Here is a 24,099-nt window from a genome sequence, read left to right as displayed (position 1 = left end):
CGGCGTTAGGAGGCGATTGTATCAATGACATCTACAATGTCCCCCGTTTTCGCGTCCACCATGACTTCATACTGCTCTAATTCTCCGAAAGCGGATCGTGTAATGCCGGTTTTGTATACCTGTACCGTTTCTCCATTCACATTATAAGGCTCCGGCTGGGTGTAAATCCATGATCCGTCAATCGGCCCCCGCTGCTTAAAAGCGGATTTTACGATACGAAGCGCTTTTTCTGAAGAAATATAAGGCTTCATCACATACTGTTTCACAACGACGGCCGTACAAATGCCAAGTCCTGCTCCTAAAAGAAGATGACGCAATTTCATAATAAAGCACCTCCTGGTTGATCGTACTTTTCATTATACAGAAACCGCCAAATCCTGTTAAGCAATACGCGGCTGATGGAGCAGATTCAGTCAGGGTGCTTGGAAAACTAGATTTTTTCGAATAAAATAAAGGGACTACATAGAAATGAGGGGAAAACATGAATCAAGAAACGAAAGCGCTTTTCCAAACACTGACGCAGCTTCCCGGCGCGCCGGGCAATGAGCATCAGGTTCGTGCTTTTATGAAGCAGGAGCTGGCTAAATATGCCGATGACATCGTTCAGGACAGACTGGGAAGTGTTTTCGGAGTCAGAAAGGGTGAAGAGGGCGCACCGAGAATCATGGTAGCCGGGCATATGGACGAAGTCGGCTTCATGGTCACATCCATTACAGACAACGGGCTGCTCAGATTTCAGACGCTTGGGGGCTGGTGGAGCCAGGTGCTGCTGGCACAGCGAGTTGAAATTCAAACAGATAACGGGCCGGTTCCGGGTGTGATTTCAAGCATACCGCCTCACCTGCTGACAGATGCTCAGCGAAACCGCCCGATGGATGTCAAAAACATGATGATCGATATTGGAGCGGATGATAAGGAAGACGCTATTAAAATCGGCATAAAACCGGGACAGCAGATTGTGCCTGTGTGTCCGTTTACGACGATGGCGAATGAAAAGAAACTTTTATCAAAAGCATGGGATAACCGATATGGCTGCGGCTTGAGCATTGAACTTCTGAAGGAATTGCACGGAAAAGAACTTCCGAATACGCTCTATGCGGGTGCGACCGTTCAAGAAGAAGTAGGGCTGAGGGGCGCGCAGACGGCTTCTCATATGATTAAACCGGATTTGTTTTTCGCCCTCGATGCCAGCCCGGCAAACGATATGAGCGGAGACAAAAATGAATTTGGCCAGCTTGGAAAAGGCTTTTTGCTCCGCATTCTTGACAGAACGACAGTCATGCACCGCGGAATGAGAGAATTTGTTCTTGATATGGCGGAAACGCATGACATTCCGTATCAATATTTTGTATCCGGCGGGGGAACGGATGCGGGCAGAGTTCATATTTCGAACAGCGGTGTTCCGTCAGCGGTTATCGGCATTTGTTCACGCTACATTCATACGAACGCTTCGATCATTCATATTGATGATTATGCTGCTGCTAAAGAAATGCTCATCAAACTTGTGACAGCCTGCGATAAGCAGACGGTGGCTGCGATTAAAGAAAATATGTAAGATTTTATGAAAGCTTGTTGAACGGGGCAGTAAGCCCGGCTCGACAAGCTTTTTTCTTATTCTGTTTCAAATAGATAGGAGAGGGCTTTAATGGCTTGATTCACGGTTTCAACCGTTATATTTGCTTTGTTGGAAAGCTCTTTTAAAGGATGATGGAGCGATTCCGGCCGGATGATAATCAGGGGTTTTCCTTTTGCAATCGCATATGAGGCATCCATTGCCGTGTTCCACTGTTTGTATTTTTCGCCAAACAGAGCGATCACAAAGTCTGCTTTATTCATCAGGACAGCGGTTCTGAAGTTGTTCATGTCTGAGGCTTTGTCATCCTTCAAAACGGCATTTGGCTGAACGCCCACAATTTCTTCTCCGATATTGTCTGAGCGGTCATGATTTTCCATCGGGCCGACAAACGTAATCGGCAGCTTCAGTGATTTTGTTTTCTCTTTGATTTCTTCCCGCCAATTGCTGTGGATTTCTCCAGCTAAATAGACGATAAACTTCATACTGAATCCCTCCTTATGTATGTCCATCTGTAAATTTGACCCTCATGAACACGATGTTAAACGAAACGAGCTTGATAATGCAAATAAAATATGATAATGATAATGAGAAAGCCAATCTTACATATTCATTCGTTGCATATAGGTGGTTTTGCCGCAAGCAGTTTGGTATGATCCAAATGGACGAGTATCGATAAACCAACATGTAAGAATAACAACTGGAGGGATAAGAAATGAAAAAAATTGAATCAACTCAAGAGCTGGAAAAAGCGGTAAAGGATGATTGGGCGGTATTTATGTTTTCAGCTGACTGGTGCCCTGATTGCCGTTTTGTAGAGCCTTTTCTGCCTGAACTGGAAGCGAACTTCCCTGAATTCACTTACTACTACGTAGACCGCGACAAATTCATTGATACATGTGCAGAGTGGGAAATTTACGGAATCCCAAGCTTTGTGGTATTTAATGAAGGAAAAGAAGTGAATCGTTTTGTGAGCAAAGACCGCAAAACAAAAGAAGAAATTGAACAATTTTTAACAGACTCTCTCGCTAAAGCGTAAAGGAGGACATCGGTTTGAAAATGACCTCAAGGAAGCTGTCAGATATTCTGAAACAGCGCCTTCAGCACGTGAATCGCTCCTTTCTGTTTGACAGAGAAAAAGACACCCTCCGTGTTGAGGATCAAACGACCAAAAAAGGAATTACGCTCGACCTGCCGCCGATTATTGCAAAATGGGAGCTGAAAAAAGACGAAGCCATTGATGAAATTGTGTATTACGTCTCAGAAGCAATGACGGCAATGGAAGGGAAGGCTCAGGAAATGTCCGGAAAAGAAAGCCGTATTTACCCGGTGATCCGCTCGACTTCTTTCCCGGACAAGTCCAGCGAAGATATTCCGCTCATTTATGATGATCATACCGCAGAAACAAGAATTTATTACGCGCTTGACCTCGGGAAAACCTACCGTTTAATCGATCAGCGCATGCTTGAGAAAGAAAACTGGACAAAAGAGCGGATCAGAGAGACGGCTGCATTTAATCTCCGTTCCCTGCCGGCGGTTGTCAAAGAGGATACAGTTGCGGGCAATCACTTTTATTTCTTCAGAGCAAACGACGGTTACGACGCCAGCCGGGTTCTGAACGAAGCGATTTTAAATGAGTACAAGGAACGTGCAGAAGGTGAGCTGGCGATCTCTGTTCCGCATCAGGACGTTCTGATTCTTGCTGACATCCGGAATGAATCGGGGTATGATATTCTAGGGCAAATGTCGATGAGCTTCTTTGCTGGCGGCACCGTTCCGATTACAGCCCTTTCATTTTTGTACAATGAAGGAAAGCTGGAACCGGTGTTTATCCTGGCGAAAAGCCGTCCGAAAAAGGATTAGAAAGGATTTTTACTTATGAACGCATTTTATAATAATGAAGGTGTGGGAGACACGCTTCTGATCTCTCTTCAAGATGTGACTCGCGAACAAATAGGCTATGAAAAACACGGCGATGTCGTTAAAATTTTTAATAACGAAACAAAGGAAACAACGGGCTTCAACATTTTCAACGCGTCTTCTTACTTGACCATTGATGAAAACGGCCCTGTTGCGCTCTCAGAAACGTTCGTGCAAGATGTAAATGAGATTCTAAACCGAAACGGCGTTGAAGAAACAGTAGTCGTTGATTTATCTCCGAAGTTTGTTGTTGGATATGTGGAATCAAAAGAAAAACATCCGAACGCGGATAAATTAAGCGTATGTAAAGTCAATGTAGGAGAAGAAACGCTTCAGATCGTCTGCGGCGCGCCTAATGTTGACCAAGGACAAAAAGTGGTCGTTGCCAAAGTCGGAGCTGTGATGCCGAGCGGACTTGTCATTAAGGATGCTGAGCTTCGCGGCGTTCCGTCAAGCGGAATGATCTGTTCAGCAAAAGAGCTCGCTTTGCCGGATGCTCCGGCTGAAAAAGGAATCCTTGTGTTAGAAGGAGACCATGAGGCGGGAGACGCATTTCAGTTTTAGACTCCCATAAATCCGCCCAAAAAAACGAATCATGTGAAAAGCCGCTAAGCCCTTGTTTAGCGGCTTTGTTTTGCTGAAAGCTTAATCTTTTCTGGGCAGACCAGCAATGGTATACTAAAAAACGTCCCATAAAACTATAAGGGAGTTAGAGATAAATTATGAGTTGGCTTCATAAATTTTTTGATTTGTTTTTAGGCGAGAGCAAAGAGGATGCTGAACGGGAAACAAAACCCGCTCAAATTCCGCAGCAACAAGAAGTACATCATTCCGAAGGACAATTAAAAAGATTGGAAGATCCTAAAATATATTATGAATATCCAAACGGCAAGTTCCGTTTTCCAGTCGTGCCTGATGGATACAACAATCATGAGCTGAGAAGGCGCCGCGCACCTTCGGACAAGCCGCAATCCGCGCCCCGACCAAGCGCCGCACCGCACAAGGACCGCCCGAAAAATGAAAAAGAGCAGCATACATATCAAACATCAGAGCCGGCGAAGAAACCGTTTAAACCGACAAATATCCCTTCGCCTATATATGGATTCAATCAAAAACCATCCGTCAATAAGGATGTGCCGAAACAGCCTTCTGACGCATTGAAGGCACCGGACAAATCTGTTGAAAAAGAGAAGGTAACACTGCTGTCAGAAGAAATTGAACGTGAACGCTTCTATACAGATCCAGCTGCTGACAGAGCGGAACAGCACGTAAAAGAAGGGTCTTTCCTCCGGGATCCCCAATTTGAAGAACAGCCTTCTGGTGTCTTAAACGGAAAGTCTGCAGAGCGTGATGAAGCGCTGGCGAAGAACCCAGCCGAGCCGTCAGATAACAAAGGGCCAGCTGCATCCGGCATTCAGCAGCCAGAAAAAGAGGCGTCTTTCTTCGCTGCTGAACCTGATGAAAAGCCTAAGACACTGACAAATACCGTGACCGAGAGACAAGAAGAATCGTCAGACAGCAGTGTAAACCTTGAAGACACTGAAACGGCTGAGAATCAAGAAGAACTAGCAGTAAAACAGCCTGAGAAATTAGAAGAACTTGTCTTCCAAGCTGAACATGATGAGGAACAAAAAGCACCTGAGTCTCTGACAGAGGCAGTATCTGAGGCTGAATTATCGGAAGAGCCGTCAGACAGCGCAGTAAATAATGACCGCGCAAGCGCGCCAGAAACTGCTGAGACCCCTGCTGTTCGAGAAGAGCAAATAGAAATTCAACAGGAAGAGCCTTTCTCGCATGCTGGCTATGGGCGTTCAGCATCTGAGGCTCTGACTCAAGCAGAAACAGAAGCCAAAGAATCAGAAGAGCCATCAGGCAGCATAATAGAAACTGAGGACACGAAGATAGATGTTCAGCCAGACAATCATATAGAATCGGAGCACGATGACAACATGGAACTGGGTTCCAGACCGTTTTCTGAAGCCCGTGAAAACCGGCGGGAGATCCGTGAAGAAGAGACACATGCAGCTGCAGATGAATCGCAAAAAAGGCCTGTCATGCAGGAGAAACATACTGAACAAAGCGCATCTCCTCAAAAAGGGCCGTCCGTTCCTTTTAATGTCATGATGCTGAAAAGAGATACGCACAAACAGCAAAAAGCAGAGGAGCGCCGCGGCAGCTATGTGTTTCCGAATGTTGCACTGCTTGACGTCCCGCCAGCGCAAGTTCAAGATGATACTGCGTGGATCGAAGAACAGCGCCAGCTTCTTGATTTGACCCTGAAAAATTTCAATGTCCGCGCCAATGTCGTCCATGTGACCCAGGGGCCGTCTGTCACAAGATTCGAAGTGCATCCTGAGCCAGGCGTAAAAGTGAATAAAATCACCAACTTGTCTGATGATATTAAACTCAGCCTGTCCGCAAAAGATATTCGGATCGAAGCGCCGATTCCGGGGAAAAACACGATCGGAATTGAAGTTCCGAACCGCACGAGCAAGGTGGTTGATTTACGCCAGATGATTCGCAGCCCAGCTTTCAGGACAAGCAAGTCACCGCTTACAGCAGCACTGGGATTGGATATCTCAGGAAACCCTGTCGTCATCGACTTGAAGAAAATGCCGCATGGCTTGATTGCCGGTGCTACGGGCTCGGGGAAAAGCGTATGCATCAATACAATATTAGTCAGCCTGCTGTATAAAGCTGATCCGAGTGAAGTAAAGGTGCTGCTGATTGATCCGAAAATGGTAGAGCTGGCTCCCTACAATAAAATTCCTCATCTCGTCAGCCCGGTCATCACTGACGCCAAAGCGGCTACGGCTGCTTTAAAATGGGTCGTTGAGGAAATGGAGCGGCGCTATGAGCTGTTTGCCCATTCGGGAGTCCGCGACATTGACCGGTTTAATCAATTAACTGCAGATCATCACACGGGCGAAAAGCTGCCTTATTTAGTTGTGGTTATTGATGAGCTTGCTGATTTGATGATGGTGGCTCCAAATGATGTCGAAGAGAGCATTGCGCGGATTGCCCAAAAAGCCAGAGCGTGCGGAATCCATCTGCTCGTCGCAACTCAGCGGCCGTCAGTCGATGTCATTACCGGTCTGATTAAGGCGAATATCCCGACGAGAATCGCATTTTCTGTCTCAAGCCAGGTTGATTCCCGAACAATTATTGATATAGCCGGTGCGGAAAAGCTTCTCGGAAAAGGCGATATGCTCTTTTTGGAAAACGGCTCGGGAAAACCGGTCCGCCTGCAAGGCAACTTTGTATCGGACCGCGAAATCGACCGCGTCGTTTCCCACGTCAGAAATCAAATGCCGCCAACCTATTTATTTGAACAAGAAGAGCTGGTAAGACAAGGCTCAGCCCTGAAAGAAGAGGATGAACTGTTTGACGAAGCGTGTGAGTATGTGGTTGAGCAAAACAGCGCGAGCACTTCAAGCCTGCAAAGAAGATTCAGAATCGGATACAATCGCGCGGCAAGGCTGATTGATATGATGGAAGCGGAAGGCATGATCTCTGAGGCAAAAGGAAGCAAACCTCGTGAGGTGCTGATCACAGCAAGTGATTTAATAAACGAATAATATGGGTTCATTTTCACACCAAACATGGTATGATAGTGTTTAGAGCATTTAACAGCTATGCCGCTTTACAGCAGATGCGCATAGACAAATCTTGATATCTAGGTTTAATCGGAAAGAAATAACCGGATACTGAACATAACAAAACATATAAAAATACGCCGCTAAGGGCGGCTTTTCGCCGCCGCGGTCGCAAATTGAAATGAGCGTCATATACTGGGGAACAGATAGACGTTTGTTGGAGGTACAATTATGACTGTTTATCATTTTGTTGGAATAAAAGGGACGGGTATGAGTCCGCTTGCCCAAATACTTCATGATAATGGATATACTGTCCAAGGATCGGATATCGAAAAGTTTATTTTTACGCAAACAGCGCTTGAAAAAAGAAATATTACGGTTCTTCCTTTTAGCGCGGATAATATCAAACCCGACATGACAGTCATTGCCGGAAACGCATTCCCAGACACGCATCCAGAGATTGAAAAAGCCATGTCTGAAGGAATTCCGGTGATACGTTATCATAAGTTTTTAGGCGACTATATGAAAAAATTCACCAGTGTTGCCGTTACGGGCGCACACGGAAAAACGTCGACTACGGGCCTGCTGGCTCACGTGATCCAAAACGCAAAACCGACCTCTTTCTTAATCGGGGACGGAACGGGCCAGGGAAATGAAAACAGCGAATACTTTGTATTTGAAGCGTGCGAATACCGCCGCCATTTCTTAAGCTATCAGCCTGACTACGCGATCATGACGAATATTGATTTTGATCACCCTGATTACTTCTCAAGCATTGACGATGTGTTTGACGCTTTCCAAGAGATGGCTCTTCAAGTCAACAAAGGCATTATTGCCTGCGGAGATGATGAGCATCTGCCGAAAATTCATGCGAACGTCCCGGTTGTGTATTACGGCACTGGGGAAGAAAATGATTTTCAAGCCAGAAACATCGTAAAAAGCACGGAAGGGACAACTTTCGATGTATTTGTCCGCAATACATTCTATGATACGTTTTATATTCCTGCGTACGGCCACCACAATGTATTAAACTCATTGGCGGTCATTGCGTTATGCCATTATGAAGAAATTGATTCCAACATCATTAAGCATGCCCTCAAATCATTCGGCGGCGTCAAACGCAGATTCAATGAGAAGCAGCTCGGGGATCAAGTGCTGATTGATGATTACGCTCATCACCCGACAGAAATAAAAGTGACAATTGAGGCGGCAAGACAGAAATATCCTGATCGTGAAATCGTCGCGGTATTCCAGCCTCACACATTTACGCGGACGCACCAATTCCTTGACCAATTCGCAGAAAGCCTGAGCGGGGCTGATTGTGTGTATTTATGCGATATTTTCGGCTCAGCCCGGGAGAATGCAGGAAAGCTGACGATCGGCGACCTGCAGGGAAAAATTCATAATGCAAAGCTCATTGAAGAACATGATACATCTGTTTTAAAAGCTCATGAAAAAGCCGTTCTCATCTTTATGGGAGCAGGAGATATTCAAAAATATATGAGAGCCTACGAAAACGTCATGGCATAATAAAAAAGCAGTGTTCTCACTGCTTTTTATTTATCTGATGGAAAGCTTGTTAAAGGATTTTCTTACATAATGGAGAATACTATGTATACAGCCCAGTATACATGTTTATGATTTATGAAAACGGGTAAACAGCAGTATATCCTGCAGCAAGGAGGTTTAAGATGATTATTATTCTTTATTTAAGCGTTGCACTCATCGCAGTCGCATTTCTCGTATTAGTGATCTACTTGTCTAAGACATTGAAGTCACTGCAGCTGACCCTAAAACATGTCGCATCCACTCTCGAAGGGCTGGAGGGACAAATGAAGGGCATCACAACTGAAACAGCCGAGCTTTTACATAAGACCAACCGCCTGGCTGAAGATATTCAGGAAAAATCAGAAAAGTTGAACACGGTCGTCCATGCTGTTCAAGGAGTGGGCACTTCTGTACAGCAGTTCAATACATCCATGAAACAGGCGGCGGGGTCTGTATCGGCATCAGTAAGAGAAAATCAAGACAAGATCAATCAAGTTGTCACATGGAGCCAAGCAGCAATGGAAATTTGGGAGAAATGGAAGCAAAAGAAAAAGTCGGCTCTGTAAGAGAAAAAAAACTATGAGGAGGAATAATGATGAGCAAAGATGGAATTAATAGTAAAGATTTTTTAATCGGAACTTTAATCGGGGGAATCATCGGTGCCACTACCGCTCTTTTTCTAGCGCCGAAATCAGGCAAAGAACTTCGTGACGATCTTGGCAGCCAAGCTGTTGCTTTGCGGGACAAAACTGACAAAATGACGGCAGATGCGAAGGAAAAAGGCACGCAATATGTCAGCATCGCAAAAGACAAAACATCGAACATCACACAGCTTGTAGCGGATCAGTCAGGGCAGATCATGAACAAGGTGAAGGATTTAAGAGACCGGTCTAAATCTGCAAAAACGGATTCATCAACTGATATGCAAGAGATGAGAGAAGAAGCGATGCAGGCGGCCGGCGAAACAAAAGATCAGGTCCTTCAAACGAAAGAAGATGTAAAAGACGAACTGAAAGATGCGCAAAAACAGGCTGAGCATATCAATCGCTGAGCCGGGAAGGAAGATCTTGAGCCATGGCAAAACAGCTTATTCAATCTGAGGAAGAATTTAAACGGATTGCAGAACAGGAAGGCACTTTCGTCTTCTTTAAACACAGTACCACATGCCCGATCAGCCAGGCAGCCTTTCATGAGTTTGTTGCCTTTGTAAATCAGCATGAGGATGTGCCGGCTTACTATCTGCAAGTACAAGAAGCCCGGCCGCTGTCAAATTTCATCGCAGAAACATACGGCGTAAAGCACGAAAGCCCTCAGGTTTTCGTCATCCAAAACGGTGAAGTGAAATGGCATACCTCACATTCACAAATTACAGAAGCGGGCATCAAGCAGCATTTGTCATAGAAAAAAGCGTCCAGATTCAATCTGGCGCTTTTTTTTTGAAAAAACCCTTGAACATTGTCCTCACATGATGTAGGATAGCTTCATATAGATCACTTTATCACTTAAAAGCGTTTGGGTAATAAAGAGGAGTTTTTATAAAATTTTTTTTATTTCAGTATTTCCATTTGGAATTACTTATAGTAAGATGCATGATAACTACAAAATAAAAAATGAATGTGCAGGGAAAGGATGAAAAAAATGAGCAACACAGAGTTAGAGCTTTTAAGGCAGAAAGCAGACGAATTAAACCTACAAATTTTAAAATTAATCAACGAACGCGGAAATGTTGTAAAAGAGATCGGTAAAGCGAAGGAAGCACAGGGTGTCAATCGATTTGACCCTGTCAGAGAACGCACAATGTTAAACAATATCATTGAAAACAATGATGGTCCTTTCGAAAACTCCACCATCCAGCACATTTTTAAAGAGATATTCAAAGCCGGTTTAGAGCTTCAGGAAGAAGATCACAGCAAAGCGCTGCTTGTCTCGCGCAAGAAAAAACCTGAAGATACAATTGTAGATATTAAAGGTGAAAAAATCGGAGACGGCCAGCAAAGATTTATTGTCGGGCCATGTGCGGTAGAGAGCTACGAGCAGGTGGCTGAAGTGGCTGCAGCTGCGAAAAAACAAGGAATTAAAATTTTGCGCGGAGGAGCCTTTAAGCCTCGTACGAGCCCATACGATTTCCAAGGCCTCGGTGTTGAAGGCCTTCAAATTTTAAAACGTGTAGCGGACGAATTTGATCTGGCAGTGATCAGTGAAATCGTAACTCCGGCTCATATCGAAGAAGCGCTGGACTACATTGATGTGATTCAAATCGGAGCGCGCAACATGCAAAACTTTGAATTGCTGAAAGCGGCCGGCTCAGTGAAAAAGCCAGTGCTTCTGAAGCGCGGACTTGCTGCAACGATCTCTGAATTCATCAATGCCGCTGAATACATCATGTCACAAGGAAACGATCAAATCATTCTTTGTGAACGCGGTATCAGAACATATGAAACAGCAACGAGAAACACGCTGGATATTTCTGCTGTACCGATTTTGAAACAAGAAACGCATTTGCCTGTCTTTGTTGATGTGACGCATTCAACTGGCCGCCGCGACCTCCTGCTTCCGACAGCTAAAGCTGCTTTAGCGATCGGCGCAGACGGCGTAATGGCTGAGGTTCACCCTGATCCGTCAGTCGCACTTTCTGACTCTGCTCAGCAAATGGCGATTCCTGAATTCGAAAAATGGCTGAATGAACTGAAACCAATGGTGAAAGTCAACGCTTAGTAAACAATAAAAAGGCCGCGTCTGCGGCCTTTTTTTGTGTTTTCTCGTTTATTTAGTTATAAAATCCAAGTATACGTTTTCATCATCTATAAAAACGTGTATAATTTCATGAGAAGTATTTAAATTTGATGAATAATGAAAAATAATGTAAACTACTGACTTACGCTTACAAATCATAAACGACATAAATTTGGACATTATGACATTTCTCTACATAAAGTGTTTATGCTATAGATAAGGATAAGTGTATCCAGTAAAAGGAGTGGTTTTAGGATGAGCAATATTACGATCTACGACGTAGCGAGAGAAGCTAATGTAAGCATGGCAACTGTTTCCCGTGTTGTGAACGGCAACCCGAATGTAAAACCGACAACGCGGAAAAAAGTTTTGGAAGCCATTGACCGTCTCGGTTACCGTCCAAACGCGGTGGCAAGAGGACTGGCAAGCAAAAAAACAACAACAGTAGGAGTCATCATTCCCGATATCTCAAGCATTTTCTATTCAGAGCTTGCGCGCGGGATTGAAGATATCGCGACAATGTATAAATACAACATCATTTTGAGTAACTCGGACCAAAACATGGAGAAAGAGCTGCACCTGTTAAACACAATGCTCGGCAAACAAGTGGACGGCATCGTGTTTATGGGCGGAAACATTACGGACGAGCATGTTGCGGAATTTAAGCGTTCCCCAGTGCCGATCGTACTTGCCGCTTCTGTAGAAGAGCAGGAGGAAACACCGTCAGTCGCGATCGATTACGAAGAGGCGATTTATGATGCAGTGAAGCTTTTGGTTGATAAAGGACATACAGACATCGCATTCGTTTCCGGACCAATGACAGAACCGATCAACCGCTCGAAAAAACTTCAAGGCTATAAACGCGCGCTTCAAGAAGCGAATCTTCCGTTTAATGAACAATTTGTTGCTGAAGGGGATTACACATACGATTCCGGACTTGAAGCGCTGCAACATTTGATGAGCCTGGACAAAAAACCGACAGCCATTCTTTCTGCAACTGATGAAATGGCACTCGGCATTATCCATGCGGCTCAGGATCAAGGCTTATCCATTCCTGAGGATCTCGACATTATCGGCTTTGATAATACGAGATTAAGCCTTATGGTTCGTCCGCAGCTTTCAACAGTGGTTCAGCCGACATACGATATTGGCGCCGTTGCGATGAGGCTGCTGACGAAGCTCATGAATAAAGAGCCGGTTGAAGAGCATATTGTCGAACTGCCGCACCGTATAGAGCTAAGGCAGTCAACCAAGTCATAAGAAAAACTAGAAAGCAAGCTTCACCTCTAAGGTGAATTCTTGCTTTTTTCATGAGGAGAAATGATGAAACGTTTTGATTATCTTACACCTGTTGGTTTTGTGTTAGGAACGATTATGATTGTGATCGGAATAATTTCGGGATCAGGAATAAGCGGTTTCCGCTCTTTTCTAGATCTGACCTCTTTCTTCATCGTTACAGGGGGGCTATGCGCCGCTGTTTTTATCAGTTTTCCGCCGAGAGAGCTGCGAAAAGCGCCCTCTGTGCTAAAGCAGGCATTTATCCGCCAGGAAGACAATGTGAAAGATCTCGTGAAAACCTTTGTCTCTCTTTCGGATCACGCGCGAAAACAAGGGCTTTTATCATTGGATGATCAGGCCCGGGAAATCAAAGATCCATTCTTGAAAAAAGGGCTGCTTTTAGCAATTGATGGCTGGGATGAAGAAACGATTCGGCTCGTCATGGATTCAGAGATCGCGGCAATGGAGGAACGGCACCGCAAAGGACGGCGTGTTTTTGAGAAAGCGGGGGAATTCGCTCCGGCATGGGGAATGATCGGAACACTCGTCGGGCTCGTGCTGATGCTTAAAAACTTAAATGATCCGCACATGCTTGGGCCAAATATGGCCGTTGCGCTTTTAACAACCTTATACGGTTCATTGCTGGCAAACATGGTGTTCAACCCGATTGCCGCCAAACTCGAAGAAAAAACAGAAAGTGAAATCTTCATCAAGCAAGTAATGGTGGAAGGCATTATCGGAATCCAATCCGGAAAAAACCCTCGTAACCTCGAAAGCCAGCTCGTCGTTTTCAGCTCCCGGGAAGAATGGCGGAAGCAGCCAAATCAAGTAAAAACAAAAAAGGGATCTATACATGAAGCTTAGAAGAGAACGGTTTGAAAGAAGGAAAGGAAGCGGGAAAAATAGACGATCTTCATCCAGCTGGTTGGTCACCTTTTCAGATCTGATCACTTTGATCCTTGTGTTCTTTATTTTACTTTTTTCGATGTCCCAAATTGATCTGCAAAAATTTAAAGCGGCAGTCGAATCGATCCAAAAGGAAGGCGGCGGGATCCAGCCTGACCAAACGTCCATAGAAAAAAAGAACACATCGCCAGCCAATGCGAAGAAGCAAAAGGATCAGCAGGATCAGCTTCTCAAGAAAGTAAATACATATATAAAAGACCATCACCTGAAGGCCCAAATGACAGCCAAACGGGATGAACGCGGTGTCGTACTCGTTCTGCAGGAGTCTGTGCTGTTTGATTCAGGGGAGGCCAAGGTGCTGAAAAATGCTGAAACACTTCTTCAACAAATTGCCGTTCTTCTGAAAACCATTCCAAATGACATTCAGGTGGAGGGCCATACAGACAGCCGAAATATTGCAACATACCGATATCCGTCTAACTGGGAGCTGTCAGCAGCACGCGCAAGCGGAGTCATTCAATACTTCACATCAAAAGAGAAACTTCCCTCAACGCGCTTTATCGCTGTAGGTTATGCGGATACAAAACCTGTAAAGGATAACAAGACAAACGAACACATGAAGGAAAACCGGCGTGTGGAAATTGTTATCAAAAAATCAAAAACGACCTCTTCGTGAAGGTCGTTTTTTACTTCGTTCTTTGCTGTTGCTCGGATCGTATTGCATATAATGCTTTGCTTACGGTTTGGGCATTTTTTTCTGTGATTTCAGGCTTGCGGGGAATCGGAGGATATAAATCGGCCGGATCGCTCCAGCTGGACGGAAGGGTGACAGGGCAGTGTTTTTGCCATTTAACGATCCATTCAGGAGGAATATCGTGTCCCGGATCAATGCCCTTCATTTCGAGCCATATTCTGGCCCAGGCGCGGGGCACTACACGCCATATATCATATCCTCCGCCTCCGACGGCAATCCATTTCCCTCCGCAATATTGATGCGCTAACGTGTGTGCAAGTCGCGGAATTTCTTCGTAGATGTTGATCGTTGCAGATAAATGCGTTAGCGGGTCATAGTAATGGGCATCGGCACCGTTTTGGCTGATAATCACATCCGGTTGAAAATAAGCGGCGACTTCGGAAGCTGCTGTCCGATAAGCTTCGAGAAAAGAATCATCCTCTGTGAAAGCGTCAAGCGGGATATTAAAGGAATAGCCATATCCCTTTCCGCTTCCTTTTTCCTGAATCTGGCCTGTTCCGGGGAATAAATACCTTCCTGTTTCATGGATAGACAGTGTGCATACGCCGGGGGTATCGTAAAACGTAAACTGCACACCGTCCCCGTGGTGGGCGTCGGTATCAATATAAAGCACTCTGGCTCTGTATTTTTTCTGGATATATTGAATCGCCACAGCACTGTCGTTGTAAATGCAAAATCCTGAAGCTCTTCCCCGAAATCCGTGATGAAGGCCTCCTCCAAGGTTGGCGGCATGCAGGGCTTGTCCTGACATCACCCAGTCTGCGGCCGTTAAGGTGCCGCCGACTAAGAGTGATGCCGCTTCGTGCATGCCGGCAAAGACAGGTGTATCTTCAGTGCCGAGCCCATAGCTTTCTCCTTCTTCAGCGGGAAGTTTACCGGCACCCGCAAGCTTTACCGCCTGAATGTAATCGTCCGTGTGGACAAGGGCTAGCTCCTCTTCTGCCGCGAGTCTCGGGCTGATAATGTCTCCATCATCAAAGGCATTGATCGTCTTGAGCAAATCATATGTTAACAGAACTCGCTGCTGATTAAATGGATGTTCCTGATGAAACATATAGGTTTGATAGGATGGAGAATAGATAAATACACTGTCTCTCATAGCAAATCCCTTTGCTCTGACGGCCAAACGACGTGGTGTCCATTTCTTTGTAATGCCTGCAAAAACGGCAGCGGATTCATCATTTTCACACGGAAGACAAGCACTTTCACACCGGAATCTTCATGCGGATAGACGAGCACACTCAATATTTTCACTTGGAGGTCTTGGCAAAGGCTGCTGATTTCCGCAAGACTTTTGGTGATGTCGTTTACTTTTATTTCAATTTGTGACCCCGGCTGGTCAGCGCCTGTCAATTTGACAAATGTCCGCAACAAATCGGTTTTTGTCAAAATGCCTATTAATTTTTGGTGCTGCACCACGGGCAGACAGCCGATGCCATGCTCGTAGAACACCGCAGAAATTTCTTCAACAAAATCAAGCGGGTGGGCGCACACGACATCTTTTTTCATAATTGAATCTACGCTTCGTGTAAGAAATCGGCTTCGTTTGCTTTCTTCAAAAATACTTGGGCTGGCCTGTTTCATGTCTCTGTCAGTAATCATGCCGATCACATGGCGGTCTTCATTTACAACAGGCAGATGCCTGATATGGAATTCCTTCAGTTTGCATATTGCTGTTTCAAGCGTATCCGTCTTCGTTAATGTAATGATATCCCTTTTCATGATCTGCTCAACAATCATTATTTTTTCCCCTTTGTCAGTGTCAGTTAATACATAAAGCGATGATAAAAACGGAGTCTGTCAAATTGTTCAATTGATTCTTGGCTGACGTTTTTTCCGATGCGTGCCATTAGACAATTTGCAGGGTGGGAGCTGATCTCTGGCTCATCTGTCGCAAACCAAGCCAATCCGCCTGCATTCATCATCTTCTCCATGAGCTTTCTGTATTCCCACACATCTTTTTTCATCCCTTTTAAATCCCAATGCCAGTAATATTCCGTCGTCATCACGATGTAGTTTTCCATTTGTTCATCCATCATGCTGACGGTCAAAAGCGTCTTTCCGACAGAACATCCCCGATAGGCCGGCGCCACCTCGATGGCCCCGAGCTCAAGCAAATCCTCCATATTTCCTTCAGACCATCTTTCGAGCGGGTCAGGATATAAATACGTCACATAGCCGATAATGGTTCTGCCGTCTCTGGCAATGATAATACGCCCTTCGGGAAGGCCGGCAATGTCGACTAGCGCTTCATGCTGCTCGCGGGGCGGGCGAAATGCGGTTAAATCTGTATGAAACTCGTAACCTGCCAGATCCTCTGGAGAGACAGGCCCTTCTATCAGTAAGGAGCCGGTTGCTGTTTTGATGTTTGCTGAATGGTATGTTTTATGATGTTCCACTGATCCACCGTCCCATCAATTCTTATAAAAATACATGCTTCTTTAAGAATAACAAATTTTAAAGCGTTTTCAATATGGTTTATATTTTAAAAATTGAGAAGAATATGAATATATAATATAATAATTGTGACAACTTCAGCAAAGGGGGATGTTTGGGCATGAATTTGAAAGCGTTACCAGCAGTAGAAGGGGATTTTCATTTAAAAAATTATGAAGAAACGTACCGGCATTTTGATTGGGCCGAGGCAGAGAAACATTTCTCCTGGCATGAGACAGGGAAACTGAATGCGGCGTATGAAGCGATTGACCGCCATGCCGAATCGTTTCGAAAAAACAAAGTAGCGCTTTATTATAAAGACGCAAACCGGGATGAAAAATACACATTTAAAGAAATGAAGGAAGAAACAAACAGGGCAGGGAATGTGCTGAAACGGCATGGAAATGTGGAAAAAGGGGACCGCGTTTTTATTTTTATGCCAAGATCACCCGAGCTATATTTTATAATGCTTGGCGCTATCAAAATTGGCGCCATCGCCGGGCCGCTGTTCGAAGCATTTATGGAGGGAGCGGTGAAAGACCGGCTTGAAAACAGCGAGGCGAAGGTAGTTGTCACGACGCCTGAGCTGCTGGAGAGAATACCGGCTGATACACTGCCTCACTTGCAGCATATATTCGTAGTCGGCGGAAAGGCTGAAAGCGGCGCAAACATCATCAATTACGATGAAGCAGCAAAACAGGAGGGCACAAGACTGGATATCGAATGGATGGACAAAAAAGATGGCTATCTGCTTCACTATACATCGGGTTCTACTGGAACGCCAAAGGGTGTGCTGCATGTCCATGAAGCGATGATTCAGCAATATCAGACAGGAAAGTGGGTCCTTGATTTAAAGGAGGAAGACATTTACTGGTGCACAGCAGATCCGGGCTGGGTGACAGGTACGGTATACGGCATTTTTGCACCATGGCTGAACGGAGCGACAAATGTCATTGTCGGCGGACGTTTCAGCCCTGAAAGCTGGTATGGAACAATTGAACAGCTTGGCGTCAACGTCTGGTACAGCGCGCCGACAGCTTTTCGAATGCTGATGGGAGCGGGAGATGAGATGGCTGCGAAATATGATCTAACCTCACTCCGGCATGTGCTCAGTGTCGGTGAGCCGTTAAACCCGGAAGTCATCAGATGGGGGCATAAGGTTTTTAACAAACGAATCCATGATACATGGTGGATGACAGAAACGGGCAGCCAGCTCATCTGCAACTATCCTTGCATGGAGATCAAACCGGGTTCAATGGGTAAGCCGATTCCCGGTGTGGAGGCGGCAATCGTTGACAACCAGGGCAATGAACTTCCGCCGTACCGAATGGGCAATCTCGCCATTAAAAAGGGCTGGCCTTCCATGATGCATACCATTTGGAATAACCCTGAAAAGTACGAATCGTATTTCATGCCGGGCGGCTGGTATGTGTCCGGGGATTCTGCTTACATGGATGATGAGGGATATTTCTGGTTTCAAGGAAGAGTCGATGACGTCATTATGACCTCTGGTGAGCGCGTCGGCCCATTTGAAGTGGAAAGCAAGCTTGTCGAACATCAGGCCATTGCAGAAGCAGGCGTGATCGGTAAACCTGATCCAGTGCGGGGAGAAATCATTAAAGCCTTTATCGCACTCAGAGAAGGATATGAGCCGTCCGATAAACTGAAAGAAGAGATTCGCCTATTTGTAAAGCAGGGTCTTGCAGCCCATGCGGCTCCGCGTGAAATTGAATTTAAAGATAAGCTTCCGAAAACCCGAAGCGGAAAGATCATGAGACGGGTGCTGAAGGCATGGGAGCTTAATCTGCCGGCAGGAGATCTGTCAACGATGGAGGATTAAAAGGCGACATTGACACGGGATTTTATTTATGTTAAAAATGATATAGCTTCATATGAAAAGGTAAAGATTGAGACAAGTAGACTATCCTTACGTTCCAGAGAGCTGATGGCCGGTGAAAATCAGCACAGACGGATATATCGAATACACTCATGAACCGCTTTTGCAAACAAAGCCGGCCAGGCTTTCAGTAGTGAAAGAACGGACCTGATCCGTTATCAGGCAAAGTGATAAGACGAATGTTTTGCGTTCTCTTATTAGTAGGGTGGTACCGCGATAATCAATCGTCCCTTCGTGTAAACGAAGGGGCGTTTTTTATTTTAATCAAAAAGGAGCTTTATCTTATGACAAACTTACTTGAAGACTTATCCTTCCGCGGATTGATTCAGCAAATGACGGATGAAGAAGGATTAAATAAACAGCTGAATGAAGAAAAAATCCGCCTGTACTCAGGCTTTGATCCGACAGCGGACAGCTTGCATATCGGACACTTGCTGCCTATTTTAACACTTCGCCGTTTTCAGCTTGAGGGCCATCATCCGATTGCGCTTGTGGGCGGGGCGACGGGCCTCATCGGCGATCCGAGCGGAAAAAAAGCGGAGCGTACATTAAACACTGCTGACATCGTATCCGAATGGTCCCAAAGAATCAAAAACCAGCTGTCCAGATTTCTGGATTTTGATGCAGCAGAAAACCCTGCTGTCATCGCGAACAACTTTGACTGGATCGGCAAAATGAATGTGATCGACTTCCTTCGTGATGTCGGTAAAAACTTCGGTATCAATTACATGCTGGCAAAAGACACGGTCAGCTCAAGAATTGAATCCGGCATCTCATACACGGAATTCAGCTACATGATTCTTCAATCTTATGATTTCTTAAATCTGTACAGAGAGAAAAACTGTAAGCTGCAAATTGGCGGAAGCGATCAGTGGGGCAACATTACAGCGGGCCTTGAACTGATCAGAAAATCAGAAGAAGAAGGGGCAAAAGCGTTCGGCCTTACCATTCCGCTTGTCACAAAAGCAGACGGCACGAAGTTCGGAAAAACGGAAGGCGGCGCGATCTGGCTTGATAAGGAAAAGACATCGCCGTATGAATTTTATCAATTCTGGATCAACACAGATGACCGTGACGTTGTCAAATACTTAAAATACTTTACATTCCTATCAAAAGAAGAAATTGAAGCATACGCTGAGAAAACAGAAACAGCGCCAGAAAAGCGTGAAGCGCAAAAACGCCTCGCAGAAGAAGTGACAGCGCTCGTTCATGGACGTGAGGCGCTGGAGCAAGCCATCAACATATCCCAAGCGTTGTTTAGCGGCAATATTAAAGAGCTTTCTGCCCAGGACGTAAAAGTGGGCTTTAAGGATGTCCCTTCCATGGAAGCTGACAGCAGCCAAGAGCTTTCACTTGTAGATGTATTGGTGCAATCTACATTATCTCCTTCAAAACGCCAAGCCCGTGAAGACATTCAAAACGGAGCTGTTTACATTAACGGCGAACGCCAGACGGAAATCAATTATCTCTTATCTGCTGAAGACCGTATCGAAGGCCAATTTACTGTCCTTCGCCGCGGGAAGAAAAAATACTTTCTTGTGACGTATAAATAAAAAAAGATCCTTTGCCGATATGGGCAAAGGATCTTTTTTTGGTTTATCGCATAGGAATGACAGGAAAAGAGTATATTAGATAGGGCAAACACGACCAATCACCTCCCAAGCACCTCCAAGCACCACCTTTTAAGAAAGGAGCGCTGACCATGAATCTCATGTGCACGATTGCAAAAGAAAGGCTCCAGCGGGATTATTGGGAGCACCAGACGCGAGATAGTGTTGGCCAGCAAGAGGCGCCAGACGAAACAGACGATAAAAAAACCCCGACCGCATAGGGACTGACCCCATAAGATGAGACAAATAAAAACACCTTCAAGTTTGAATACGGATGATTGTTATCCGAAATTAGACTTGGAGGTGTTTTTTCTATGGGGACAAGAGTGAGTTATCCGCTTGAAGTGAAACAGAAGGCTGTAGAAATGAGATTGGCAGGCGTACCTATGAAAGAGATCATGCAGGAGTTGAATATCAAAAATAATACGCAGATTAAGACATGGGTCAGATGGTATAAGGCTGGTGATACACATCGATTTGAACAGCCTGTTGGTAAGCAATACACTTATGGAAAAGGTCCGGAGTATTCTTCCGAATTAGAGAAACTGCAGGCAGAGAATCGTTACCTGAGACAACAGAATGAAGTTTTAAAAAAGTACAACGAATTGGAAAGGAAGTTGATAGCCAAACGTCAGTCGAACTTGTAGAAGTATTGCACCGATCAATGACCGTACAAGATATCTGTTTTCATTTAGGTATCTCCCGAGCGTCTTATTATCGTTGGAAGAAGAATCTGATGAAGGATCAACCTAAACGCCATTTAGAAAGACAAATCGGCACGTTGTGCCGAGAGCACAGGTATCGATATGGATATCGAAAAATCACAGCTATATTAAAAAAGGGAATGTGTATTAACCATAAAACGGTTCAGCGTATTATGCAGAAAAATCAGTGGCAGTGCCGGGTTAAGGTGAAAAAGCGCAAGAAGAATGGGCAGCCATATGCCGTGGTCGATAATATATTAGATCGGAACTTTCAGTCTGATCATCCTCTAGAAAAACTAGTAACGGACATCACGTATTTGCCTTATGGACAGAAGCAATTGTACCTTTCCAGTATATTGGATGTATACAATGGAGAAGTGATTGCTTTTACGATTGGAGATAAGCAGGACACAGACTTTGTCTTACACACACTTGATCAACTGCCAACACTGCCTGAGAACTGCGTGTTACATAGTGACCAAGGATCTGTGTATACATCTTACGAGTATCAGAAAGCTGTTAAAACAAAAGGCATTACCATGAGCATGTCCCGCAAAGGGACGCCCGCTGATAATGCCTCCATCGAATCGTTTCATTCCTCACTAAAGTCTGAAACGTTCTATCTTAACAGCCATTGATCGAACCACGACCGCCATCGTAGAACGCACTGTCATAGAATACATTCATTATTATAACAATATTCGTATTCAAACGAAACTAAACAACCAATCACCGATAAACTATCGGCAATTGGCTGTTTAAAAGGTGTTTTGATCCCTGTCTCAAAAACGGGGGTCAGTCCCCATAGCGGCAGGGGTTTTTAAAACGAATAAATGCAGCCGTGGATGATGAAATATTAACGCGGAATCGTTTTAATAAAATAACAATCGAAAGTGATGAGGTTAGTGATAACTTTTACACAGCCACGGAATTAAAACAGTTTCTATCTGCTGCAAAGCAATATGAAAATATAACTAATTATACACTCATTTTCTTGCTGTCATATACCGGCATGAGAAAAGGTGAAGCATTAGGCTTAAAGTTGTTCGCGGTGTGAAGCTAAAAAGCAACGTCATCTTTAAGGGTGACGGAATGGATATTACCACTCTTATTCTTCATGATGAGACACCATCAGATGAATGGGTGATTACGAACGCTGATCATCAGGGCGGTAACAAAAATATCGTAATTCGTGATATGACACTTGATTGGAATCGTGAACGGCAAAATGGAACCATGAAAGCCATGGGTGGAGTAAAATCCAGCTGCTTATTGTTAGCACAAGTAAAAAACGCTTGGATTCAAAGAGTCCGAACTATAAACCCTGCTTTGCATGGTATTGATATTTCGGCTCCAACTTACGACATTTCAGATAGTGACTACACTAAAAACGGTTGTGACTCAATTTGGATTGATGGATGTATTTGTGAAGGGTATGGAGACGACGGGATTACAACTCATTACAGCAAAAATATCTTCATTACAAACAATAGATGTTTATATCCTTCCGGAACAGCACACGCCCTTGGTAAAGCTAATTCAAATGGTATTGAAGTAGATGACGGCTCAAAAGACGTGTGGTTATTTAACAATTATACGGAAGGGAATGTCCGTGGGGTGGAAGTAAAGGCACATGCGAAGTGGCCGGCACCTTCTAATGTTCATGTTTACGGCCATCAATCATTCCGTGATGTGAGAGCGTATGACCTTCGTCATATCGGACATCATTATGCAAATGAGCCATGGAGTGAAACAGCAAGAGATGTCACTTTAGTAGACTGTACGGCTAAGGAGCCGATATTCAATGATTTGTACGCTGGGCTAGAACCGAAAGCGCTTGTGATTTCTGCTTATCAGCGTGTTACAGTACTGGGCTTTACAGCACTTGGTGATCCTACCTATGACTATAAAGGGACACCAGTTATCGCCTTCCAGTATAAAAGCCGCAAGATTAACATTAATGGTTTGAATATTTCTGGATTTGCGAAGGCGGGTTCGGATGTCCGTATCTATGGCGGTGATCAAAGAACGGATGATGTTCGTATTTCAAATTTTACTATCCATGATTCAGCCCCAGAGGGAATTTCCATCGGCGGCGGGGTTTACTATGTCACTTTAATGAACGGTATTGCTCATACAAGAGGCGGCAGTATAGGGATTTCGTCACCAAACAATCAGGCTGACATAACAGCAGTACGGGCTGTTGGCTATACTAATGCGGCAGTTTTAGCAGGTCAAAAATATAGTTCGGTACCTACAAACATAAAAGGCGGCTTCCGGGCTGCTGCCAGATCGGGCTCACCTCTAACGGATACAAGTGCAATCATAGCTGGATCGGGAACGATTATCGCGAAGGGCGAACGGAATTTCATTGCTGGTATTGCTGGCGGAGCGTCCACAGAAGGATCGCGCAATGGTGTTATGTTCTCCTATAACTCTCATACAAAAGGAGACAGCGGTTCTTCGGTTGTTATGGCTTCTAAAAATGTAATAAATACCAAAGAATACAGCATCGCTTTAGGGCATGGTGACGGTAATCCATCAGAAGGAAACAAAAAGATCGAGTTAGATGCAATAGGCGGAAATGTTCGCGCTACAAACCGTGTGGAAAGCGTCTCTGACCTTAAAGGCTTTGCGGAATACTTTGAGTCAACTGACGGCCATAAAATTGAAGCTTCCTACCTTGTAGCTTTGGAAGGTGAAAAGGTTCGGAAAGCCGACGCTGGCGATAAGATTCTGGGTGTCGTATCCAAGACGGCTAGGCTTGTCCTCGGTGGTGCTGCTTTCGATTGGAAAGACCGGTATTTGAGGGATGAATTTGGCGGCATTATTTATAGAGAGGTTTACGACGGGGAACGGGTTATAACGGTTCCGGCGGAAAATCCAGACTATGACCCTTCTGTGAAATATAAGCCTCGTGGAGATCGAGACGAATGGCATGTCATCGGCCTTATCGGTCAGTGTTTGTTCGTATAGATTCCACAGTTGGCGTGGGCGATAGTGTAACGGCCATTGAAGGAATAGCGACAAAAGCTGAATCCAGCGGATACGGCACTGTCATGAAAATTGAAATGCCATACGACGAAGAAAAAGGCTATGGAGTAGCAAAAATGATCGTTACACCGCAGCATTAAGGAGGTTGAA

22 protein-coding genes, 3 pseudogenes and 1 other annotated feature are annotated in these 24,099 nt (G+C 44.8%); of the genes and pseudogenes, 20 read left to right on the top strand and 5 right to left on the bottom strand.

Annotated elements, in window-relative coordinates; genetic code table 11:
• Window positions 1-5: 5 nt before the first annotated feature.
• Window positions 6-323 carry a PepSY domain-containing protein gene (locus ABZM97_RS14990; protein WP_087992840.1) on the bottom strand — a complete coding sequence of 106 codons (318 nt, stop codon included), beginning with the start codon at window positions 321-323 and terminating at the stop codon, window positions 6-8.
• Between the two features lie 158 nt (window positions 324-481).
• On the opposite strand from ABZM97_RS14990, the gene ABZM97_RS14985 reads away from it, so the two are divergent.
• Window positions 482-1,555, top strand: coding sequence for a M42 family metallopeptidase (locus tag ABZM97_RS14985; protein ID WP_367386920.1), 1,074 nt, complete (start codon window positions 482-484; stop codon window positions 1,553-1,555).
• 56 nt (window positions 1,556-1,611) lie between these two features.
• Here ABZM97_RS14985 and ABZM97_RS14980 read toward each other — a convergent pair whose 3' ends face one another.
• On the bottom strand, window positions 1,612-2,058 hold the full coding sequence (locus ABZM97_RS14980; protein WP_087992838.1) for a YtoQ family protein: 447 nt from the start codon (window positions 2,056-2,058) through the stop codon (window positions 1,612-1,614).
• A 77-nt stretch (window positions 2,059-2,135) separates the two neighbouring features.
• On the opposite strand from ABZM97_RS14980, the gene ABZM97_RS14975 reads away from it, so the two are divergent.
• The 13 genes from ABZM97_RS14975 to motS all read left to right on the top strand — a co-directional run bounded on the left by ABZM97_RS14975 (window position 2,136) and on the right by motS (window position 14,230).
• Complete coding sequence (locus ABZM97_RS14975; protein ID WP_141113422.1) at window positions 2,136-2,252, top strand: hypothetical protein; 117 nt, start codon at window positions 2,136-2,138, stop codon at window positions 2,250-2,252.
• Window positions 2,253-2,288: 36 nt separating this feature from the next.
• Window positions 2,289-2,612: a thioredoxin family protein gene (locus ABZM97_RS14970; RefSeq protein WP_003237915.1), complete on the top strand. Its 324-nt coding sequence runs from the start codon at window positions 2,289-2,291 to the stop codon at window positions 2,610-2,612.
• A gap of 14 nt (window positions 2,613-2,626) precedes the next feature.
• Window positions 2,627-3,436: a DUF1444 domain-containing protein gene (locus tag ABZM97_RS14965; RefSeq protein ID WP_367386919.1), complete on the top strand. Its 810-nt coding sequence runs from the start codon at window positions 2,627-2,629 to the stop codon at window positions 3,434-3,436.
• Between the two features lie 15 nt (window positions 3,437-3,451).
• Complete coding sequence (gene ytpR, locus ABZM97_RS14960; RefSeq protein ID WP_148962361.1) at window positions 3,452-4,057, top strand: YtpR family tRNA-binding protein; 606 nt, start codon at window positions 3,452-3,454, stop codon at window positions 4,055-4,057.
• Between the two features lie 158 nt (window positions 4,058-4,215).
• Complete coding sequence (locus ABZM97_RS14955) at window positions 4,216-7,071, top strand: DNA translocase FtsK (RefSeq protein WP_202326903.1); 2,856 nt, start codon at window positions 4,216-4,218, stop codon at window positions 7,069-7,071.
• 249 nt (window positions 7,072-7,320) lie between these two features.
• Complete coding sequence (gene murC / locus ABZM97_RS14950; protein WP_253268481.1) at window positions 7,321-8,619, top strand: UDP-N-acetylmuramate--L-alanine ligase; 1,299 nt, start codon at window positions 7,321-7,323, stop codon at window positions 8,617-8,619.
• Between the two features lie 161 nt (window positions 8,620-8,780).
• Window positions 8,781-9,203, top strand: coding sequence for a DUF948 domain-containing protein (locus ABZM97_RS14945; protein WP_148962358.1), 423 nt, complete (start codon window positions 8,781-8,783; stop codon window positions 9,201-9,203).
• Window positions 9,204-9,232: 29 nt separating this feature from the next.
• The gene (locus ABZM97_RS14940) at window positions 9,233-9,688 is read left to right on the top strand and encodes a YtxH domain-containing protein (protein ID WP_087992832.1); all 456 of its coding nucleotides are present in this window, start codon (window positions 9,233-9,235) and stop codon (window positions 9,686-9,688) included.
• Between the two features lie 23 nt (window positions 9,689-9,711).
• Window positions 9,712-10,038, top strand: a complete 327-nt coding sequence (gene ytxJ, locus ABZM97_RS14935; RefSeq protein ID WP_367386918.1) for a bacillithiol system redox-active protein YtxJ — start codon at window positions 9,712-9,714, stop codon at window positions 10,036-10,038.
• A gap of 237 nt (window positions 10,039-10,275) precedes the next feature.
• Window positions 10,276-11,352, top strand: a complete 1,077-nt coding sequence (locus ABZM97_RS14930; RefSeq protein WP_202326910.1) for a bifunctional 3-deoxy-7-phosphoheptulonate synthase/chorismate mutase — start codon at window positions 10,276-10,278, stop codon at window positions 11,350-11,352.
• A gap of 273 nt (window positions 11,353-11,625) precedes the next feature.
• Window positions 11,626-12,630, top strand: coding sequence for a catabolite control protein A (gene ccpA, locus ABZM97_RS14925; RefSeq protein WP_087992830.1), 1,005 nt, complete (start codon window positions 11,626-11,628; stop codon window positions 12,628-12,630).
• A gap of 63 nt (window positions 12,631-12,693) precedes the next feature.
• Window positions 12,694-13,512: a flagellar motor protein MotP gene (gene motP / locus ABZM97_RS14920; RefSeq protein ID WP_087992829.1), complete on the top strand. Its 819-nt coding sequence runs from the start codon at window positions 12,694-12,696 to the stop codon at window positions 13,510-13,512.
• Complete coding sequence (gene motS, locus ABZM97_RS14915; protein ID WP_087992828.1) at window positions 13,502-14,230, top strand: flagellar motor protein MotS; 729 nt, start codon at window positions 13,502-13,504, stop codon at window positions 14,228-14,230. The genes motP and motS overlap by 11 nt, the downstream gene beginning before the upstream one ends.
• Before the next feature lie 10 nt (window positions 14,231-14,240).
• Here the strand turns inward: motS and ABZM97_RS14910 are convergent, their stop codons facing one another.
• The 3 genes from ABZM97_RS14910 to acuA are packed head-to-tail and all read right to left on the bottom strand — an operon-like array spanning window position 14,241 to window position 16,707.
• Entirely contained in the window at window positions 14,241-15,407 is a 1,167-nt protein-coding gene (locus ABZM97_RS14910) for an acetoin utilization protein AcuC (protein ID WP_087992827.1), read from the bottom strand.
• Complete coding sequence (locus tag ABZM97_RS14905; protein ID WP_367386917.1) at window positions 15,404-16,048, bottom strand: acetoin utilization AcuB family protein; 645 nt, start codon at window positions 16,046-16,048, stop codon at window positions 15,404-15,406. The genes ABZM97_RS14910 and ABZM97_RS14905 overlap by 4 nt, the downstream gene beginning before the upstream one ends.
• Before the next feature lie 26 nt (window positions 16,049-16,074).
• Window positions 16,075-16,707, bottom strand: a complete 633-nt coding sequence (gene acuA / locus ABZM97_RS14900; protein WP_087992825.1) for an acetoin utilization protein acetyltransferase AcuA — start codon at window positions 16,705-16,707, stop codon at window positions 16,075-16,077.
• Window positions 16,708-16,865: 158 nt separating this feature from the next.
• On the opposite strand from acuA, the gene acsA reads away from it, so the two are divergent.
• The 6 genes and pseudogenes from acsA to ABZM97_RS14870 form a co-directional block, all read left to right on the top strand.
• Entirely contained in the window at window positions 16,866-18,584 is a 1,719-nt protein-coding gene (gene acsA, locus ABZM97_RS14895) for an acetate--CoA ligase (RefSeq protein ID WP_087992824.1), read from the top strand.
• A 54-nt stretch (window positions 18,585-18,638) separates the two neighbouring features.
• Window positions 18,639-18,876, top strand: a binding site (T-box leader).
• Window positions 18,877-18,925: 49 nt separating this feature from the next.
• Window positions 18,926-20,194, top strand: a complete 1,269-nt coding sequence (gene tyrS, locus ABZM97_RS14890; protein WP_087992822.1) for a tyrosine--tRNA ligase — start codon at window positions 18,926-18,928, stop codon at window positions 20,192-20,194.
• Between the two features lie 149 nt (window positions 20,195-20,343).
• The gene (locus ABZM97_RS14885) at window positions 20,344-20,472 is read left to right on the top strand and encodes a hypothetical protein (RefSeq protein WP_277986961.1); all 129 of its coding nucleotides are present in this window, start codon (window positions 20,344-20,346) and stop codon (window positions 20,470-20,472) included.
• A gap of 93 nt (window positions 20,473-20,565) precedes the next feature.
• Window positions 20,566-21,717 (top strand): annotated as a pseudogene (locus ABZM97_RS14880) (IS3 family transposase).
• A 67-nt stretch (window positions 21,718-21,784) separates the two neighbouring features.
• Window positions 21,785-21,997: pseudogene (locus tag ABZM97_RS14875) on the top strand (site-specific integrase); the annotation flags it as partial.
• Window positions 21,997-24,089: pseudogene (locus tag ABZM97_RS14870) on the top strand (peptidase G2 autoproteolytic cleavage domain-containing protein); the annotation flags it as partial. The pseudogenes ABZM97_RS14875 and ABZM97_RS14870, both read left to right, overlap by 1 nt.
• Window positions 24,090-24,099 lie beyond the last annotated feature (10 nt).

Source organism: Bacillus vallismortis, from assembly GCF_040784915.1.
Lineage (GTDB): Bacteria > Bacillota > Bacilli > Bacillales > Bacillaceae > Bacillus > Bacillus subtilis_G.
This window is presented reverse-complemented; position numbering and strand designations above follow the sequence as displayed.

Excerpts from the sequence above, each read along its gene's own strand:
- ABZM97_RS14980 (WP_087992838.1), bottom strand. The coding sequence starts at position 2,058 with ATGAAGTTTATCGTCTATTTAGCTGGAGAAATCCACAGCAATTGGCGG.
- ABZM97_RS14985 (WP_367386920.1), top strand. The coding sequence starts at position 482 with ATGAATCAAGAAACGAAAGCGCTTTTCCAAACACTGACGCAGCTTCCC.
- ABZM97_RS14930 (WP_202326910.1), top strand. The coding sequence starts at position 10,276 with ATGAGCAACACAGAGTTAGAGCTTTTAAGGCAGAAAGCAGACGAATTA.
- ABZM97_RS14970 (WP_003237915.1), top strand. The coding sequence starts at position 2,289 with ATGAAAAAAATTGAATCAACTCAAGAGCTGGAAAAAGCGGTAAAGGAT.
- ccpA (WP_087992830.1), top strand. The coding sequence starts at position 11,626 with ATGAGCAATATTACGATCTACGACGTAGCGAGAGAAGCTAATGTAAGC.
- ABZM97_RS14910 (WP_087992827.1), bottom strand. The coding sequence starts at position 15,407 with ATGAGAGACAGTGTATTTATCTATTCTCCATCCTATCAAACCTATATG.
- murC (WP_253268481.1), top strand. The coding sequence starts at position 7,321 with ATGACTGTTTATCATTTTGTTGGAATAAAAGGGACGGGTATGAGTCCG.
- motS (WP_087992828.1), top strand. The coding sequence starts at position 13,502 with ATGAAGCTTAGAAGAGAACGGTTTGAAAGAAGGAAAGGAAGCGGGAAA.
- ytxJ (WP_367386918.1), top strand. The coding sequence starts at position 9,712 with ATGGCAAAACAGCTTATTCAATCTGAGGAAGAATTTAAACGGATTGCA.
- tyrS (WP_087992822.1), top strand. The coding sequence starts at position 18,926 with ATGACAAACTTACTTGAAGACTTATCCTTCCGCGGATTGATTCAGCAA.
- ABZM97_RS14975 (WP_141113422.1), top strand. The coding sequence starts at position 2,136 with ATGCAAATAAAATATGATAATGATAATGAGAAAGCCAATCTTACATAT.
- ABZM97_RS14885 (WP_277986961.1), top strand. The coding sequence starts at position 20,344 with ATGAATCTCATGTGCACGATTGCAAAAGAAAGGCTCCAGCGGGATTAT.
- ABZM97_RS14905 (WP_367386917.1), bottom strand. The coding sequence starts at position 16,048 with ATGATTGTTGAGCAGATCATGAAAAGGGATATCATTACATTAACGAAG.
- ABZM97_RS14940 (WP_087992832.1), top strand. The coding sequence starts at position 9,233 with ATGAGCAAAGATGGAATTAATAGTAAAGATTTTTTAATCGGAACTTTA.
- ABZM97_RS14990 (WP_087992840.1), bottom strand. The coding sequence starts at position 323 with ATGAAATTGCGTCATCTTCTTTTAGGAGCAGGACTTGGCATTTGTACG.
- motP (WP_087992829.1), top strand. The coding sequence starts at position 12,694 with ATGAAACGTTTTGATTATCTTACACCTGTTGGTTTTGTGTTAGGAACG.
- ABZM97_RS14955 (WP_202326903.1), top strand. The coding sequence starts at position 4,216 with ATGAGTTGGCTTCATAAATTTTTTGATTTGTTTTTAGGCGAGAGCAAA.
- ytpR (WP_148962361.1), top strand. The coding sequence starts at position 3,452 with ATGAACGCATTTTATAATAATGAAGGTGTGGGAGACACGCTTCTGATC.
- ABZM97_RS14945 (WP_148962358.1), top strand. The coding sequence starts at position 8,781 with ATGATTATTATTCTTTATTTAAGCGTTGCACTCATCGCAGTCGCATTT.
- acsA (WP_087992824.1), top strand. The coding sequence starts at position 16,866 with ATGAATTTGAAAGCGTTACCAGCAGTAGAAGGGGATTTTCATTTAAAA.